14 protein-coding genes are annotated in these 16,739 nt (G+C 68.7%); 1 reads left to right on the top strand and 13 read right to left on the bottom strand.

Annotated features, from left to right (window positions below; genetic code table 11):
* Nucleotides 1–6 precede the first annotated feature (6 nt).
* The 4 genes from murJ to prfB form a co-directional block, all read right to left on the bottom strand.
* Nucleotides 7–1,563, bottom strand: coding sequence for a murein biosynthesis integral membrane protein MurJ (gene murJ, locus J2Z79_RS06865; RefSeq protein ID WP_245302390.1), 1,557 nt, complete (start codon nt 1,561–1,563; stop codon nt 7–9).
* 26 nt (nt 1,564–1,589) lie between these two features.
* Nucleotides 1,590–3,692: a DUF5693 family protein gene (locus J2Z79_RS06860; RefSeq protein WP_209466127.1), complete on the bottom strand. Its 2,103-nt coding sequence runs from the start codon at nt 3,690–3,692 to the stop codon at nt 1,590–1,592.
* Nucleotides 3,693–3,716: 24 nt separating this feature from the next.
* Nucleotides 3,717–4,130 carry a hypothetical protein gene (locus J2Z79_RS06855; RefSeq protein WP_209466126.1) on the bottom strand — a complete coding sequence of 138 codons (414 nt, stop codon included), beginning with the start codon at nt 4,128–4,130 and terminating at the stop codon, nt 3,717–3,719.
* 86 nt (nt 4,131–4,216) lie between these two features.
* Nucleotides 4,217–5,336, bottom strand: a protein-coding gene (gene prfB, locus J2Z79_RS06850; protein ID WP_209466125.1) for a peptide chain release factor 2 whose coding sequence is annotated in 2 segments (ribosomal slippage) — nt 4,217–5,266 and nt 5,268–5,336 — 1,119 coding nt in all. Because the reading frame shifts where the segments join, the coding sequence is not laid out codon by codon here.
* A gap of 159 nt (nt 5,337–5,495) precedes the next feature.
* Between prfB and J2Z79_RS19125 the strand changes: the two genes are divergently transcribed.
* On the top strand, nt 5,496–6,308 hold the full coding sequence (locus J2Z79_RS19125) for a pyrroline-5-carboxylate reductase dimerization domain-containing protein (RefSeq protein WP_209466124.1): 813 nt from the start codon (nt 5,496–5,498) through the stop codon (nt 6,306–6,308).
* A 61-nt stretch (nt 6,309–6,369) separates the two neighbouring features.
* Here the strand turns inward: J2Z79_RS19125 and J2Z79_RS06840 are convergent, their stop codons facing one another.
* The 9 genes from J2Z79_RS06840 to J2Z79_RS06800 all read right to left on the bottom strand — a co-directional run.
* Nucleotides 6,370–7,614, bottom strand: coding sequence for a cation:proton antiporter (locus tag J2Z79_RS06840; RefSeq protein ID WP_209466123.1), 1,245 nt, complete (start codon nt 7,612–7,614; stop codon nt 6,370–6,372).
* Between the two features lie 3 nt (nt 7,615–7,617).
* Nucleotides 7,618–8,115, bottom strand: coding sequence for a cation:proton antiporter regulatory subunit (locus tag J2Z79_RS06835; protein WP_342589434.1), 498 nt, complete (start codon nt 8,113–8,115; stop codon nt 7,618–7,620).
* Nucleotides 8,116–8,358: 243 nt separating this feature from the next.
* Nucleotides 8,359–9,507, bottom strand: a complete 1,149-nt coding sequence (locus J2Z79_RS06830; protein WP_209466122.1) for an aminotransferase class V-fold PLP-dependent enzyme — start codon at nt 9,505–9,507, stop codon at nt 8,359–8,361.
* Between the two features lie 44 nt (nt 9,508–9,551).
* On the bottom strand, nt 9,552–10,514 hold the full coding sequence (locus tag J2Z79_RS06825; RefSeq protein ID WP_209466121.1) for a peptidase C39 family protein: 963 nt from the start codon (nt 10,512–10,514) through the stop codon (nt 9,552–9,554).
* A gap of 4 nt (nt 10,515–10,518) precedes the next feature.
* On the bottom strand, nt 10,519–11,439 hold the full coding sequence (locus J2Z79_RS06820) for an ABC transporter permease (RefSeq protein ID WP_209466120.1): 921 nt from the start codon (nt 11,437–11,439) through the stop codon (nt 10,519–10,521).
* Nucleotides 11,440–11,455: 16 nt separating this feature from the next.
* Entirely contained in the window at nt 11,456–12,376 is a 921-nt protein-coding gene (locus J2Z79_RS06815; RefSeq protein ID WP_209466119.1) for an ABC transporter permease, read from the bottom strand.
* A gap of 73 nt (nt 12,377–12,449) precedes the next feature.
* A complete protein-coding gene (locus J2Z79_RS06810) occupies nt 12,450–14,144 on the bottom strand; it encodes an ABC transporter substrate-binding protein (RefSeq protein WP_209466118.1) in 1,695 nt (564 codons plus the stop codon).
* A gap of 190 nt (nt 14,145–14,334) precedes the next feature.
* Entirely contained in the window at nt 14,335–15,837 is a 1,503-nt protein-coding gene (locus tag J2Z79_RS06805; RefSeq protein WP_209466117.1) for an SLC13 family permease, read from the bottom strand.
* 348 nt (nt 15,838–16,185) lie between these two features.
* Nucleotides 16,186–16,739, bottom strand: a 554-nt coding sequence (locus J2Z79_RS06800) for a group II intron maturase-specific domain-containing protein (RefSeq protein WP_280953627.1), incomplete at its 5' end; no start/stop codon positions are given.

The following is a 16,739-nucleotide window of genomic DNA, read 5'->3' as shown; positions in this document are numbered from 1 at the left end:
GTCGCATCATGTATCCCGTGTTCTCCTGAGTAGTCGGCCTGCGATCCGGTTGAGCTCGGCGCCGTCTGGCGTCCGGAGGAGCAAAGCCGCTGCCACGTGCACGACCACGATCGCGCCCAGGGCCAGAATCAGCAGGATGAGCTGCGCCAGCGTCCCGTTGCCCAGGAACCGCACGCCGCCCTGCCAGACCAGCCAGCCGAGCAGCGCGCCTGCGCCGGACGTGGCCAGGTAGGTGAGGAGCGACCCCGCGATCTCCCGGCCGCCCAGCCGGCCCAGCCGCATGCGGAGGCGCGCGAGGAGGACGAGGCTGCCCAGGAACGGCGCCAGCGAGGCGCTGAGCGCCAGCCCGGCGTGCCCCAGCGGGCCCACGAGCGCGACGTTCAGCATGATGTTGAATGCGATCATCACCAGCGCGGTCCACATGGGCGTCAGGCTGTCCTGAACGGCGTAGAACGTGCGGTTGAGCATGTCCACCCAGCCGGTGAAGAGAATGCCGACGGCGTAGAACTGCAGGGCCGCCGCCGTCATGCGGGTGTCGTCCGGCGTGAAGGCGCCCCGCTCGAAGACCACCCGCACGATGGGGACGGCGAAGAGCGCCGTGCCCACGGCCATCGGCACCAGCAGGAACGCCAGCCGGCGCAGCCCGTCGCGCAGCGTCTCCTTCAGCTCGTCCTGCCCCCCGGAAGCACTTTGCTCAGCCAGGGTGGGGTAGATGACCGTCGTCAGGGCCAGCCCGATCACGTTGAACGGCAGCTGGCTGATGCGCACTGCGTAGTTCAGGAAGGAGATGGTGCCCTCCGCCAGGTGCGAGGCGACGACCCGCGCCGCGAAGGTCTGCACCTGCGTAACGCTGGTGGCCACCAGCACCGGCAGGAGCATGCGCCACACCCGCCCCAGGGCCGGCTCCGCCAGGTCCATCACGGGGCGGTAGCGGTACCCCGTGCGCAGGAGGTCGACCAGCTGGATCAGCGCGCCCAGCGCCCAGCCGCCGACCAGCGAGTAGGCCACCCACGAGATCTGCCCGGCCTCCTGCACCCAGAGCAGGGTGACCACCACGACCAGGTTGCTGGCCAGCCCGAAGAAGGCGGGCGCCGCGAACCGGCGGTGGGCGTTCAGCACGCCGGCCGACAGGCCGCTCAGGCTGACCAGCAGGAGGATGGGCAGCATGACGCGGGTGAGGCTGACGGCCAGCCGCTCCGACTCCGCCGAGAAGCCCGGGGCGAGCAGGGGGATGAGCGCCGGCGCCGCCAGCTCGCCCACGAGCCAGAGCGCAGCGAAGGCGAGGGTCGCGACGTTGAGCACCGTGTTGACCAGGCGCCATGCGGCCTCCTCGCCCCGGCGCTCCACGACCTCCCGGTAGACGGGGATGAAGGCGAGCACCAGCGAGCTTGAGACGACGAAGTAGATCGCCCCGGGGATCTCCTGTGCGACGAGGTAGGCATCGGTGACGCCGGTCGCGCCGAACTTGGCAGCGAGCAGCATCTCCCGGACGTAGCCCAGGAGCCGGCTCAGCACCGCCGCCAGGGCGACGAGGCTCACCGCGCCCACAAACCCGGAGCGCATTCTGCTCAACGAGGCACGCCTCCTCTCTACCGCGCCGCCTGCCGGTCGGGGAAGAGCCAGGTCAGAACGGCTCGCAGCGCCGCCAGCCCGACCAGCACCACCAGGCCGATCACGAGTCCGACCCAGAGCCCGTTGAACCCGCGCAGCAGGCTGAGGGCCACCGGGGTGCGCAGGTGCTCAAACGAGTTGATGATGGAGACGCCGCCGGTCACGGCTGCGACGACCAGGAGCGGGACGTAGCGGCGCAGGCCCGCCGTCATGAAGGCGGCAGCCGCGACCATGGCGGGGTAGGCGATGAGGAACTCCTTGGTGCGGGGCCGTGCGAGGAGCAGCCGCTCCAGGGCCGCCCGGATGTCCAGCTCCAGCTGCGAGACGGGTACCGTGGGGAAGTTGCCGGAGCGCTGGATGTAATAGAGGCCGGCCAGGCCGAGGACGCCCAGCAGCAGCAGTTCCCGGTACTTGACGGCGGTGCCCACCAGGTCGACGCCGTCGCGGGCGAGGCTGCGCACGACGTCCGCGACGCTGCCCTTGCGCCCCAGCAGCAGGTAGGTCAGCACCGCCAGCAGCAGGGGGGCGAGGAAGACGAGCTTGACACCGCGGAAGTATTCGAACTCCAGCATGTGCCGGATGTCGCCCATCAGGCCGGCGATCAGCAGACCGCCGACCATGTTGATGGCGAAGAAGGCGGCGGAGACCACCACGGCCTCCCGCACGATCCAGCCCGGGGCCGGCCGCGCCGGCACCGCAACCCGGGGCTCGGGCGAACCGGCGCCCAGCCCCCAGCGCAGCAGCAGCCAGGCCGCGGCCAGCGTGGGGAAGAGCGTCGCCAGGGCGATTCCGAGCACGATCGTGCCCAGGTTCGGCGCGACGAACAGCATGCCCGCCTGGCCCACCGCCCCGACGGCCATGAGCGCGCCCAGGAAGCGGGGGTCAAAGGGGAGGACGCAGGCGAGCCAGAGGATGGTGGCCCCGACGACCCCCAGGCCGATCAACACCTTCAGAATGAAGGGAACCTCATAGGGGGCGAACAGCCCGGGGGTCCCCGTCGTGAACCCGCGGGCGTTCAGCTCCTCCACGGTGCGGGCGATGTACCGCGCCGTCGTCTCCGTGGCGGTCAGCCCGGGATCCTGCTTGGCGAGGAAGGGGCGCACGTAGAGCGAGCGGATGTTCCGCTCCAGCACCGACCGCCACCACATATCGACGGCCTCGTAGGGCTGCACCTTGTCCTGCCACTCCTGGCCCATGCTGAAGACGCGCGCGATCTGATAGCCGAGGGCGTCAGCCACGGAGAGCGAGCCCTTCTGGTCGATGTAGGCCAGCTGGTTGGCGTGCTCGATCAGGTGGGGGACCCAGCCCCGCTTCTTCAGCTCCTCCGCGGTCTGGGCCAGGGCGTCGGTGCGGTCGGGCCGCCAGCCCAGGGCGATCCGGCCGAAGAACATGACGCCGCGGATCTCGGCGCTCATCTGGTCGAGGTCTGCGAAGATCGCCCGGACGGACTCCGGCGTCGCACCGGGCGCGGGCCGCGGCCGGGGGAGCGGCCGCAGGCCGGCCCCCTCGGCCAGGGCGAAGTCGTCGGGATCAAAGCCCAGGCCGTAGGCCTCCAGCTGCTCGTCGTCATACCGCAGCGCGATGGCGCCCGCCCCCGGCTCGCCCGGCAGCGGTGCGAAGAAGTCGACGCGCTCTTCCGGGTGGCGCAGTTGGATGTCGCGCCACAGCCGCGCCGCCACCGCGTCGTCCACCGGAAGCAGGTAGGTATCGGCCTCTGAGAAGGCCGGGTCGGCGATGAGCCTTGCCAAGAACGGGTTGGGCTCAGCGGTGAGGACCAGCTCCGCGCGCAGCTCGGCGCCCGTGCGCACCACCGCCAGCCCGTGCTCCGCCAGCTCCTCGGCGTTCATCTCGGGGATGGCCAGGCTGGTGGCACCAGCGGCGGCCATCTCCGCCAGCACATCCTCAAGGGGCAGACCGTCCTGCCGCGCCAGCCTCTGCATGGCCGGCAGGTCCAGCACCAGGTCCACCGACTTGCTGGCCGACTCCCGCACGTACCGGTTCCAGAGAACGGGGACGGCGGCCAGCAGGGAAACCAGAATCAGCCCCTGGGCGATGAGGCGGATCGTCCTGTGCCCCAGCATGTTGATTCCTCCAGCGCTCGCAGCTTACGGAGCCTTGATGCTGACCCTGCCCTTCACCATCAGGGTCAGGTCGGTGACGGCATAAAACCCCCGCCCGTCGCTGCGGGGGATGACGATCAGGTGGTTCGGCGGGATCTCGGCGCCCCCGGGCGTGTCGATGCCGGCCGTGACGTCCAGCAGGCCGCCCAGCTCGGAGACGATGGCGGTGGCCTGACCCGCGCGCAGCACCATCTCGGTTCCGGCCTCGCCGATCACCTGTTGACCCGCCGGCACCTCGACGACCCGGTACAGCGCAACCTGGTCCACGTACGACTTGCTGACCAGCGGGTCGGCGCCGGTGCCCGGCTCGGCGGACTGGGCCATCACCCGCCCCGCCAGCACCCCTGCGGCCACTCCGGCGACCACCAGCAGCGACAAGAGCCTCGAACGGTGTGCCATGGGACATCTGCTCCCTTCCAGTGCACGCGCGTACTTTTTAAGTTTGACTATCCCCGGTGTGCACAGGTTCCCGGCGGGCTCCCCGGTCAGGGCCGCGAAAGCTCGCCGCTGGCCCGCTTCTCCAGGTACCCGTAGATGAACGGGTCGAGCTCGCCGTCCATCACCGCCTGGGCGTTGCCCACCTCGACGCCGCTGCGGTGGTCCTTCACCAGCGTGTAGGGCTGGAAGACGTAGCTGCGGATCTGGCTGCCCCAGGCGATCTCCATCTGCGGCCCCCGCACCTGGGCCATCTCCTTGTTCTGCTCCTCGATCTTCAGCTCCACCAGCTTGGAGCGCAGCATCATCATGGCCACCGCCCGGTTCTGCATCTGGGACCGCTCCTGCTGGCAGGAGACCACGATGCCGGTGGGCAGGTGGGTGATGCGCACGGCCGACTCCGTCTTGTTCACGTGCTGGCCGCCCGCGCCGCTGGACCGGAAGGTGTCGATGCGCAGGTCCTCGGGGCGGATCTGGATATCCTCGACGTCATCCTCGATCTCGGGCATCACCTCGACGGCCGCGAACGAGGTGTGCCGGCGGCCGGAGGCGTCGAAGGGCGAGATGCGCACCAGGCGGTGCACGCCCATCTCGGGGCGCAGGAACCCGTAGGCGTAGGGCCCCCGTACCGCGAGGGTGACCGACTTGATGCCCGCCTCGTCGCCGGCCAGGCGGTCCAACTCCTCCACCTTGTAACCATGGTGCTCGGCCCAGCGCAGGTACATGCGCTCCAGCATCTCCGCCCAATCCTGGGCCTCGGTGCCGCCGGCGCCGGCGTGGATGGTGAGGATGGCGTTGTAGGCGTCGTACTTGCCGTTGAGCAGCACCTTCAGCTCGAACTGCCGCACCTTCTCCTCCAGGTCGGCCGCCTCGCGCTGCGCCTCGGCCGCCATCTCGAGGTCCGCCGCCTCCTCGGCCAGCTCGATCATGACGTTCAGGTCGTCGAGCCGCCGCCGGAAGCCGTCCACCTCCTCGATGGGCGCGCGCAGCTCGGCCACCCGGCGGGTCACCCGCTGCGCGGTGGCCTGGTCGTTCCAGAAGTCGGGGGCAGCGATCTGGTGCTCCAGCGCTGCGATCTCCTCGAGTCGCCTGTCGACGTCAAAGAGACCTCCTGAGTTCGGTGATCTTGTCGTTCAGCCGCGCGGCACGGCGGGCGAGTTCGTCATACATGGATTTCAGCCTCCCCTAAGGTGGTCACATCACTGCATTGTACCATTCGGCCCATGCGCGGGCAATTCGTTCGCCGGCCGGTGGCCCGGCTGCGGTGTCGGGCCAAGGGCGCCCGGAATAGTCTGGCTAGCAGTCGATCAGGCACGGGAGGGACCGGCGGTGAGAGTAGGCTTCATTGGCATGGGCAACATGGGCCGGCTGCTGGTGACCGCGCTGGTGCGCGCGGGGGCGCTCAGGCCGGACGAGGTAATCATCCACTCCCGCACCGCCGAGAAGCGGCGCCGGGTGGCGGAGTCGCTCCCCGGGGTGCAGCAGGCGTACTCGGGCACCGACCTGGTGCGGCGGTGCGACGCCGTCTTCCTCTGCGTGAAGCCGGGCGACACCGGAGCCGTGCTGGCGGAGATCGCGCCGTACATAACGCGCGACCACCTGCTGGTCGTCATCAACAACACCGTCACCCTGGCCATGCTGGAGGAGCGGACCCCGGCCCGGGTGGCCAAGGTCATCCCGTCGGTGGTGCAGACCGTCGCCCGCGGGGCGTCGCTGCTCATCTTTGGCGAGCGCTGCACCCACGGCGACCGCGCCCTGCTGGTGCGGCTGATGGGCGCCATCAGCCGGCCCCACGTGATCGCGGAGGCGGACGTGCGGGCGGCCTCGGACCTCACCTCCTGCGGGCCGGCCTTCCTCAGCTGCGCCTTCCAGGCCCTGGCCGAGGCAGCCTGCCGCAGGGCCCCGGGCCTCCCCCGCGAGGTCGCGGAGGCGATGGTGCGGGAGACGGCCCGGGCCACCTGCGAGCTCATGGAGCAGACCGGCTACTCCTTCGCCGATACGATGCAACGGGTCTCCACCCCCGGCGGTGTGACGGCCGCCGGCCTCGCGGCCATGCGCGAGCGCGTGGGCGGCCTGTGGGACCAGGTGCTGGCGGCAACGGCCGCGCACGAGGCCGTCAAGCGGGAGCAGCTGGACCTGTGAGATCACGAAGGGCCGCTCCCCCGTGTGTGGAGCGGCCCACATCTTGAGCTGCCCGTGCCGGCTAGTCCTGCCCCTCCGTCGGGGCGGCGGGCACGACGATTTTCCGCTCAGGCAGCGGTTTTTGCCACCGGAAGACCTTGTTCAGCAGGTTGAAGATCGCACGCGACTCCTTGGCCAGCAGCGGGCCCGCGATGGCCAGGATGAGTACGTACAGGGCCGCGAACGGCTGCAGGATCGGCAGCAGACCACCCGCCGCACCGAGGTTGGCCATGACGATGGAGAACTCGCCGCGGGCGACGATGGTCAGGCCGATGTTGGACGAGGCCTTGTAGGAGAGCCCCGCCGCGCGGCCCGCCAACATGCCGGCGGTGTAGTTGCCGATCAGGCTGGCCACGGCGGCGATCACGGCCGGGACGATGGCACCGCCCAGCCCGAAGGGGTCGATGGACAGGCCGAAGCTGAAGAAGAACAGGGCCCCGAAGAAGTCCCGGAACGGCAGGATCAGGTGCTCCACGCGCTCCCGGTGGTCGCTCTCCGCCAGTGCGAGGCCGAAGAGGAGGGCGCCGATGGCCTCGGCGACGTGCAGCGACTCGCCGAAGCCGGCGACCAGCATGAGCGCGCCGAAGACGATGAGCAGGAAGAGTTCGTTCGACTGGACATTGAGGAACCGGTTGATCCACGGCATCGCCAGCCGGCTGAGCAGGAGCACGCCGATCATGAAGCCGAACGCGGTGCCCGCCGAGAGAAGAACCCCGCCCACGGACGTAGCGCCGCTCAGCACGAAGCCGGAGACGATGGAGAGGTAGACGGCGAGGAAGATGTCGTCGGCCATGACGATGCCCAGGATCAGCTCGGTCTCCGGGTTCGCGGTGCGCTTCAGGTCGACCAGCACCTTGGCGATGATCGCGCTGGAGGTGACGGTCATGGCGCCGGCGGCCACGAGGACCTCCTTGAGGGGCCAGTCCATCAGCAGGCCGAAGCCGAGGCCGACGAGGAGGCTGAGGCCGACGTGAATGGTGCCGGCCACGGCGATCTTCCTGCCGGACTTCACCAGGCGGCCAATGGAGAACTCAAGGCCCAGGTAGAAGAGCAGGAACAGCACGCCCAGGCGCCCCATGAACTCGATCAGCGGGGCGCTGTTGATGAAGCTGAGGTCGATCATCCCGATCTTGGGGGCATGCGGTCCCAGCAGCATGCCCGTCACGATCAGGAAGGGTACGTTGGAGATGCGGAGCCTGGCGGCAAGGTAGCCGGCCGCCGCCATCAGGGCCAGCGCGAGACCGAGTTCAAATACGACATGCTCCATCCGCTATTTGCCCTCCCCGATGATGAGCTGCTTCAGCGCCTTCACCTGGTGGCGTTCTCCCGCAACCACCAGGGTCTGCCCGGCGCTGAGCACCTCCTCGGGCCCAGGGCTGACCTTCTGGCTCTTGTCCTTGTTGATGATGGCGATGATATTGGCGCCGGTCTTCTGGCGCACCTGCAGGTCGCCAATGCGCTTGCCCACTGCCTGCGAGCCGGGCTCGACCCTGTACCACTCGATGACCAGGTCGTGCAGCGCGACCTCCACGGACTCCAGATCCTTGGGCTGATACGTCATGCCGCCGATGATCGCGGCCACCTGGCGGGCCTCGTCGTCGTCGAGCGTCACCATCGAGATCGGCTCTTCGGGATCATCGTAGTGAAAGTGATACAGGGCGCGCCGCCCGTCGTCGTGGATCACCACAACCATCTTGTCACCGCTGCGAGCCTCGATCTGGAACTTGCGACCAATGCCAGGGAGAGCGGACTCCCGGATGTTGGGCACGGTTCGTCCTCCTTTTTACTCATGTTCAGCGATCTTAACAGGTCTTATGCTACCATGGGCCTGATTCCATGGTCCATACGCCCCGGCCCGGGCGGGATCGGCCCGCCCTCAGTGCACGGATGGCGCCCCCGACGGTCTACCTGAACGATATCGGGGGCGGCCCTTTTGGTTCGATTTCCGCGCAGCCGGCGCATCAAGCGGGATGAGGGCCGCTCCCCTGGCGGGGGCGGCCCTCGGGTTCGCTCAGGCCCGGGCCAGCGGCTGCAGTGCAGCGGCCAGCCGCTCCAGCTCCTCCTCCGTGTTGTAGAAGCCCGTCGAGAGCCGCAGGCTGCGGGGGTGCGGCACCGTGCGGACGATGATCTCCTGCGCGGCCAGGGCCTTCAGCACCGCATCGGCGTTCGCCTCCACCTGGAAGGTCACCAGCCCCGCCGTCTCGGCCGGGGTGACCACGGTGACGCCGGGCACGGCGGCGAGCAGCTCCCGGGCGTCGGCCGCGAGCCGTCTGATGCGCCCGTGGGCCCAGTCCGTCCCCACCTCCTCCGTCAGCCAGCGGAGCGCGGCCAGTTGCCCGGCCAGGACCGCCGGCTGGACGGTACCCTGCTCGAACTTCTTCGCGTTGCCCCAGGGCAACAGGCCGCCGTACAGGTCGTAGGACTGCGCGGTGCCGTAGCTGGCGAAGGTGATCCGTACCTGCGAGATGGCGTCGCGGGAGGCGTAGAGGGCACCGGCCCCCTCGGGGCCGCAGAGCCACTTCTGGCTGGTCACGGCGTAGAAGTCGACCCCGAGCGCCTTCACGTCCACCGGCATGGCGCCGAAGGACTGGGCGCCGTCCACCAGCAGCAGCACGCCGTGGCGGTGCGCGACCTCGGCGATCTCCCGGATGGGCAGCACGGCCCCGGTGATGTACGAGACGTGCGAGAGCGAGATCAGCTTGGTGCGCGGCGTGATCAGCCGCTCGATCACCGCCGCGGCCTCCTCGGGCCGGTCCAGCACGTCGGCGATCCGGATGGTGATGCCGTAGCGCTGCCGGGCTGCGAAGAGCGGGAAAAGCGCGCCCGCGTGCTCGAGGTTCGTGGTGATCGCCTCGTCGCCGGGCTGCCAGTTCACCCCCAGGGTCACCATGTTCATCCCGTCGGTGGTGTTCTGGGTGAGGGCGATCTCCTCGGGGTCACAGCCCAGGAGGGCCGCGTGCCGCTCCCGGATCTCCCGCTTGAGCCGGGACAGTTTCACGTAGTAGTCCGCCCGGATTCGCCCGTCGGCCAACTGGGATGCCAGCGACTCCACCATCGCGGCGCGCACCGGCTCGGGCATGGGCCCGGCCGTGCCGGTGTTCAGGTAGACCTGGGTGCTCACCGCAGGAACCTGGGCGCGAATCTCCATCAACCTGTCCACAGGTGCACCTCCTCGACCGGCGCAGCTCTACGGCCGGTCTGGTGCTATTCTACACCAGGCCCGTCAGGCCTGGCCAAGGGGGCCACCACGTATACCACGCCGCCCCGGTCCAGCCAGGCCCGCTGGAACAGGTCGCGCCGGTAGACCCGCCGCACCCCGCGGTCGTCCTCCGCCGCCGGGTCGTTGACGATCACGTCGCCCTCCCGGGTGAAGCCGCGCACGACCAGGATGTGGCCCGCCGTGCGGGCGATGGGCGCGTTGGGCAGCCACGCCCGGTCGTAGGCCACCGATGCGATGACCGGCCGGCGCCGGGCGATGCTGCGCTCCAGGTCGGCGAAGCCGCCGAGGCGGTCGACGTACGCCACGAAGCCGCGGGTCCCGGCGTAGGCGGTGTTGAACGGCCAGTTGCCGTGGCCGTCGTAGACGGGGTCGTAGACCCCGGGAACCGTGGCGTCGGGAATCGACTCCTCGTGACCGTAGTAAGCCATCACCATCGCCAGCGACGTGGGGCTGCACCACACGTTCCCGCCGGTCGGGTAGACCATCTGCGAGCGCCGGGGCACGTCCAGGTCCACGCCCCAGGCCGGGGTGAACGGGGGTTCCTCCGACCGGTGGGAGGCCACTGCAGCGGCGAGCCAGAGCCGGGTCAGCACGGCCCCCCGGAGCGATACGCGCAGCTGGTACGCGTCCGCCGGCCCGGTGAGCAGCAGGGTGTCGGTGGCGAGGCGCCCGAAGGGCGGGCGCTCCTGCCCGTCCACAGAACCCCTCGGCCCGGTGGACGACCAGCGGCCGAAGCTGAACCAGGGCGACCAGGACCCGGCCATGCGCACCCGCAGGCACACTTCAATCCGGTCGCCCGCGCCGTTCCACGACGCCACGGCCCAGTCGAAGGGCGCGGCCTCGGTCACCGGTCCGGTCCAGGTGCCGTCCCCCTCGAGCCCGCCGGCGGCGGGACGGATGCCCAGGTGCTCGCCGCCGGTGAAGGATTCCACGGGATAGAGCGCCATGGACCTAGCCTCCTCTGCGGCTCGTGCGGGGGTCCAGCGCGTCGCGCAGGCCGTCCCCCAGCAGGTTGAAGGCGAGCACGGTCAGCATGATCATCGCCCCGGGCGCCAGCGACATCCACGGTGCGTGCCGCAGGTAGGAGCGGCCCTCGTAGATCATCGCCCCCCAGGTGGGCGTCGGGGGCTGCACGCCCAGCCCCAGGTAGCTGAGGGAGGCCTCGCTCATGATGGCGCCGGGGATGCCCAGCGTCACCGCCACGATGATCGGGCCCAGCGCGTTGGGCAGGATGTGGGCGAGGAGCACCCGCCGGTCCCGGGCCCCGACCGCCCGGGCGCCCTCGACGAAGTCGCGCTCCTTCAGCGCCAGCACCTGGCTGCGGGCCAGCCGGGCCATGCCGGCCCAGCCCACCACCGAGAGCGCCACGAAGAGGTTGAGAAGCCCCCGGCCCAGGGCGAACATGACGGCGATGGCGAAGAGCAGGTCGGGAAAGGCGAAGAGCACGTCGGCCGTGCGCATGATCACCCGGTCGACCCAGCCGCCGTAGTAACCCGCCAGCGCCCCCAGCGTCACGCCGATCAAGAGCACGATAAACTCCGCCACGAAGCCCACCAGCAGCGAGATCCGGGCGCCGTAGATCACCCGGGAGAGCACGTCGCGGCCCAGCTGGTCGGCGCCCAGCCAGTACTTGCCCTCCCCGAGCTCGTCGAAGGGCGTGCCCGGCTTCGCAAGCCTGGCGAACAGGTCCTGCTTGTTGGGATCGGCCGGCGCCAGCACCGGGGCCAGGATGGCGACGATGATCAGCAGGATGATGAAGGCCAGGCCTGCCATCGCCAGCTTGTGCTGCCGCAGCCGGTGCCACGCGGTCCTGGGCTGCCGGCCGGCGGGCTCCGCCTGAGCCTGGCCCCGCTGCCGTAACGGTACTGCCATGGCCTACGCTCCTCTCCTAGGTCATGCGGATGCGGGGATCCAGCAGGGAGTAGCTGATGTCCACGACGATGTTCATCACCACGAAGATCACCGCCGTGAGCAGCACGGTCGCCTGGATCACCGGGAAGTCCAGGGAGTTGAGGCCGCGGATGGTCACCAGCCCCAGCCCGGGGATGCCGAACACGGACTCGGTGAGGATGGAGCCGGTGAGCAGCCCGCCGATCTCCAGGCCGATCACCGTCACCACCGGGATCAGGGCGTTCTTCAGCGCGTGCCTGAAGATGACGACGCGCCCGCTCAGCCCCTTCGCCCGGGCGGTGCGGATGAAGTCCTGGCCGATCACGTCGAGCATGGAGGAGCGGGTGTAGCGGGCCACCGACGCCGCGTAGCGGGTGCCCAGCACCAGCGCCGGCAGCACCAGGTGCTGCGGCGTGTCGAACCCGGAGATGGGCAGCACGCCCCAGCGGTGCCCGAAGAGCAGCTGGGCGACCATGGCCACCCAGAATACCGGCGCCGAGATGAAGGAGAGCGCTGTCACCGTTGCCATGTAGTCGATGGCCGACCCGCGGTGCAGGGCCGAGATGATGCCGATCGGCACGCCGATCACCACCGTGACCAGCACCGCCGAGAGGGTGAGCTTGACGGTGGCCGGCATGGCGCCGCGGATCATCTCGGCCACCGGCTGCCGGGTCTGGAAGGACTGGCCGAGGTCTCCCTGGAGGGCCTTGACCAGGAAGTCGGCGTACTGCACCGGCAGCGGGCGGTCGAGCCCCAGCTCGTGGCGGATACGGGCGATGGTCTCCGGATCGGCCCGCTTCTCGAAGGCGGCGCTGACCGGGTCGCCCGGCACCACGTGCATCAGGATGAAGGTGATGACGCTCACCCCCAGCAGGACCGGGACGCCCTGCCAGAGGCGGCGGATGATGTAGGCGAGCACGCGAATCTCCCCTCATGTGCGATCGGGGTGGGGGCCGTGTGCGCCGCGGCCCCCACCGCCGGAATGCGTCAGGTTACTGGACGTCCTTCCAAACCGTCTTGTAATCGTAGACGAAGACCGGGTTCAGCTTGAAGCCGTACACGTTGGGCTGGCTGACGAAGTAGGACTTCAGGTGCCAAAGCGGGATGATGGCGTACTGCTCGTACAGCAGCTTCCGCTCCAGGTCCTGGTAGGCCTTGACCCGGGCCGCCTGGTCGGTGCTGATGCGGGCCTCCTCCAGGATGCGGTCGACCTCTGGGTCGTTCATGGCCACCGACATCCCCCTGGAGCTGGAGGAGTGGAAGTAGGTCCACAGGTAGTTGTCGGGGTCGGGGTAGTCGGCGTACCAGTTGCCCTGGTTGGCCATGATCTCGCCGTTGGCCCGCGCCTCGCGGAACGTGGCCGAGTCGTAGATCTCCACGACGTAGTTGAGGCCCACCTCCGCCAGCATCTGCTGGATCGCCAGGTTGGAGTCGGTCACCTTGTCGCCGCCGCGCTGCCATGAGACGATGGTCATGCCCTCGGCCCCGGCCTCCTTGATCAGTTGCCGCGCCCGGTCGGGGTCGTAGGGGAAACCCGGTGCGCCGGTGAGCGCACCCACGATACCCGGCGAGGTGAAGCCGATGGCAGGCGTGCCTGTGCCGTTATGGATGGTGTCGATGATCTTCTGCCGGTCGATGGCCAGCGAGATGGCCTCGCGGACCCGCGGGTCAGGCACCATCTCCAGCTGCAGCGACAGGTAGTAGGTGTTGAGCGTGGTGGTCTCCCACACCTTCCAGCGGCCGGACTGCGTGGCGTTCTCCCACTCCACCGTCGGGATCTCGTTGCTGTCGAGGTTGCCGGCCTCGAACTCCAGCCAGCGGGTCGACTCGTCCGCCACCACGCGGTACTCGATGGCGTCGAGGAACGGGTAACCCTCTTCGAAGAAGTCCGGGTTCCGCTCCAGGACCAGCAGCTCGTTCTCCCGCCACTCCTTCAGCCGGAAGGGGCCGGTGCCCACCGGCTCCCGGGCGAAGGCGTCGCCTTTCTGCCGGGCGTACTCCGCCGGATAGATGGAGGCCGGCGCGGTGGCCAGATAGTAGAGGAAGGGGCCGAACGGCTGCTTGAGGGTGATCTCGAAGGTGTAGTCGCCGGTCACCTTCAGCCCGGCCAGCTCCGTGGCGGTGCCGTTCAGCATCTCGTCCGCGCCCACCACGTCCTGCAGCACCCAGGTGTTGGCCGCTTTGGTGGCCGGCGTGAGCAGCCGCTCAAACGTGTACTTCACGTCGTGGGCGGTGAGTGCGGCGCCGTTGTGGAACTTCACGCCCTCCTTCAGGCGGAAGGAGTACGTACGGCCGTCCGGCGAGATGGCAGGCATCTCGGCGAGCAGCTCGGGCTCCAGCTCCAGCGTCTCGCCCTTGTAGCGGACCAGCGTGCTGAAGATGTTGCGCGAGAGGCGGTAGGTGAACAGCGTGGTGTCGATGTGCGGGTCGATCCCGGCCGGCTCGGCCCCCACCGCCATCCGGTACACGCCGCCATAGACCTCCCCGTTCGGACCGCGCCTGGGCTGGGCGCCCTGGGACGTGTCGGAGCCGCCCTGGCCGCTGCCGCTCTGCCCCGTGTCGGTCTGACCCGTTCCGCTGCTGGTGCTCGGACCGCCGTCGGTCCCGGACGGCTTCGAGCACGCCGACAAGAGCAGCATGGCCGCGGCCAGCAGCGCGCCTGTCAGGCGCATGAACGTCGGCTTCATCCAATCCCCTCCCCGTGTGTCCGACAGCGGCGGGAGCCGCACATCCTCCACGCCGCGTCTTTACTTTAGGAAGATTCACTCTACAACCCTCCTATTCCTTTCGCCGGTGGGGAAAACCGCCAGTCGTCCACGCAAGAAGGCCGCCGAGGGCAGTGCCCCGCGGCGGCCGGTGCCGGCGCTCCCTGTGCGGCTACTTCCCCCAGACCAGGGGGATCCAGAAGCAGCCGAAGAGGGTGATCGTGATAATCGACGCCACGTTCAGGAAGAATCCGGCCTTCATCATCTGCCGGATGGTCACGCAGCCCGTGCTGAAGACGATGGCGTTGGGCGGGGTGGCCACCGGCATCATGAAGGCCATGGAAGCGGACAGGGCGGCGACCATCATCAGGCCGACGGGCGAGATGTTCAGCGCATCGGCCAGGCTCACCAGGATCGGCATGAAGATGGTCGCGACGGCCGTGTTGGAGGTGATCTCGGTGAGCACCTCCAGCATGATCGAGACGGCCAGGACGATCAGGAGGTAGTGCACCCCTCCGAGGCCCGTCAGGAACCCGGAGAGCCACTCGGCCACGCCGGACGACTGGAAGACGGAGGCCACGCAGAACCCGGCACCGAAGAGCAGCAGCACGCCCCAGGGCAGTTTGGCGAAGGCCTTCTCGTCGAGCAGGAACTCGCCGCGGCACCGGCCGCTCGGGATCAGGAAGAGCAGGATGGCGCCGAACATCGCCACGGTGGTGTCGCTGATTCCCGGGATGACATCCTGCAGCAGGAACGGGTAGATGATCCAGAGCAGCGCGGTGAGGCCGAAGACGGCGAGAACCTTCCACTCCTGCTCGGTCATCGGGCCGAGGTCGGCCAGCTGCTTGCGGACGAACTCCCGGCCGCCGTCGAGCTCACGGAACTCCGGCGGAAAGACTCGCAGCAAGATCCGCCAGGCGACGAAGAGGATGACCAGGGCGAACGGGACGCCCACGTACATGTACTCCAGGAAGGTAATCTGCACGCCCAGGGTCTTGGACGCCACGCCCACCATCACGGCGTTGGGCGGAGAGCCAATGATGGAGCCGACGCCGCCGATGGATGCGGCGTAGGCGATACCGAGCATGATCACCCTGGCGAAGTTCGTCCGGGGCACCTCGCCGTCAGGCCCCAACGTACACTGCAGTTCCGCGATCTGCTTGATCACGGCCATTCCGATGGGCAGCATCATCATGGCCGTCGCACTGTTGGAGAGAAACGCGGAGAGCCCTCCGGTGGCCAGCATGAAGCCCAGCACCAGGCGGGTGGAGTTGGTCCCCACGCGGCTGATGACGCCCAGGGCGATGCGCCGGTGCAGGTTCCACCGCTCGATGGCCAGGGCGATGACGAAGCCGCCGAGGAACAGGAAGATGGTCGGGTCGGCGTACGGGGCCAGGACGTCGCGCACCGAGCCCAGCCCCAGGGCCGGAAACAAAACGATCGGCAGCAGGCTGGTGATCGGGATCGGCAGGGCCTCCGTCACCCACCAGACCGCAACCCAGGCCGTGGCCGCCAGGGCGGCCACGCCTTCGGGGCCGAGGCCCGCCGGTTTGAGGAACAGGTAGAGGCTCAGGAACAGAACCGGACCCAGGGCCAGGCCAACCATCTGGCCCACGTTGTAGCCGGGCGCCCGCTCTTCGACGTTGACGTGCCGGATGTTGAGCTCCACGGCCATGCGACGTCCTCCTCCCTGAAGTAGGCATGGTGGTTTCTAAGTGCATGGCGATTGTGTACTTTTCTGTTCCTGGAACCGCCCTTGTAGGCCCTAGTCTGTATTCTGCAAGTTCCTGCCGCAATTCCTTCTAGTTGCGAAAATGTAATATGCGCCGCCACCAGAACACAAAGAGCCGCCGCGGGCGGTACGCCGCGGCGGCAGAGTAACGGGGTTCCCTCGCTGTGCGGCTACCTCCTCCAGACCAGCGGGATCCAGAAGTGGCCGAAGAGGAGGCGATCGAGTAGACCGTAGGGTCGCCCTACGGCCTCTCACAACACCGGACATGCGGGTCACGCATCCGGCGTTTCGTCAAGCACTCCGAGTCGATTCGTAGCTTTCCTTCAGGCTCTTCAGCCCTTGGGCTTGCCAGTAAGCAAGCCCGAGGGCTTTGTGCACCTGAGGGGTGTGCGCTGCTCTCCAGGGTCTCGCCTGCATCCCTGCCGCCTCTCGGGCGGGTCCATGCTTCAGACCCAGGCGTCTCAGTTCGCGGTAGCGGGTTCGCCCCCGCTTCCACTGCTTCCAGAGGCACATCCGCAGGCGGCGCCGTATCCACTCGTCCATGCGCGCAAACACGCTGGGTGTTTCGGCTAGGCGGAAGTACGCCAGCCATCCCCCCAGGTATGCGTTGAGTTGGCGGATGCGCTCGCCAGGTGCCAGCGGCCGTGTCCGGCTGGTGATTTCGCGGACTTTCGCCGCGAACCGCTCTTTCGTCTTCGAGGCGAGACGGATGCGGACCCGCTTTCCGGGCAGGAAGCTGAACCCCAGAAGCTTGCGCTTCCAGGGACGGTCCACCGCGCTCTTCTCCTCGTTGACCTTCAGCTTCAGTCGGCCCTCCAGAAATTTTCTCATGCCCTGCATGACTC

The organism is Symbiobacterium terraclitae, assembly GCF_017874315.1.
Lineage (GTDB): Bacteria > Bacillota > Sulfobacillia > Symbiobacteriales > Symbiobacteriaceae > Symbiobacterium > Symbiobacterium terraclitae.
This window is presented reverse-complemented; position numbering and strand designations above follow the sequence as displayed.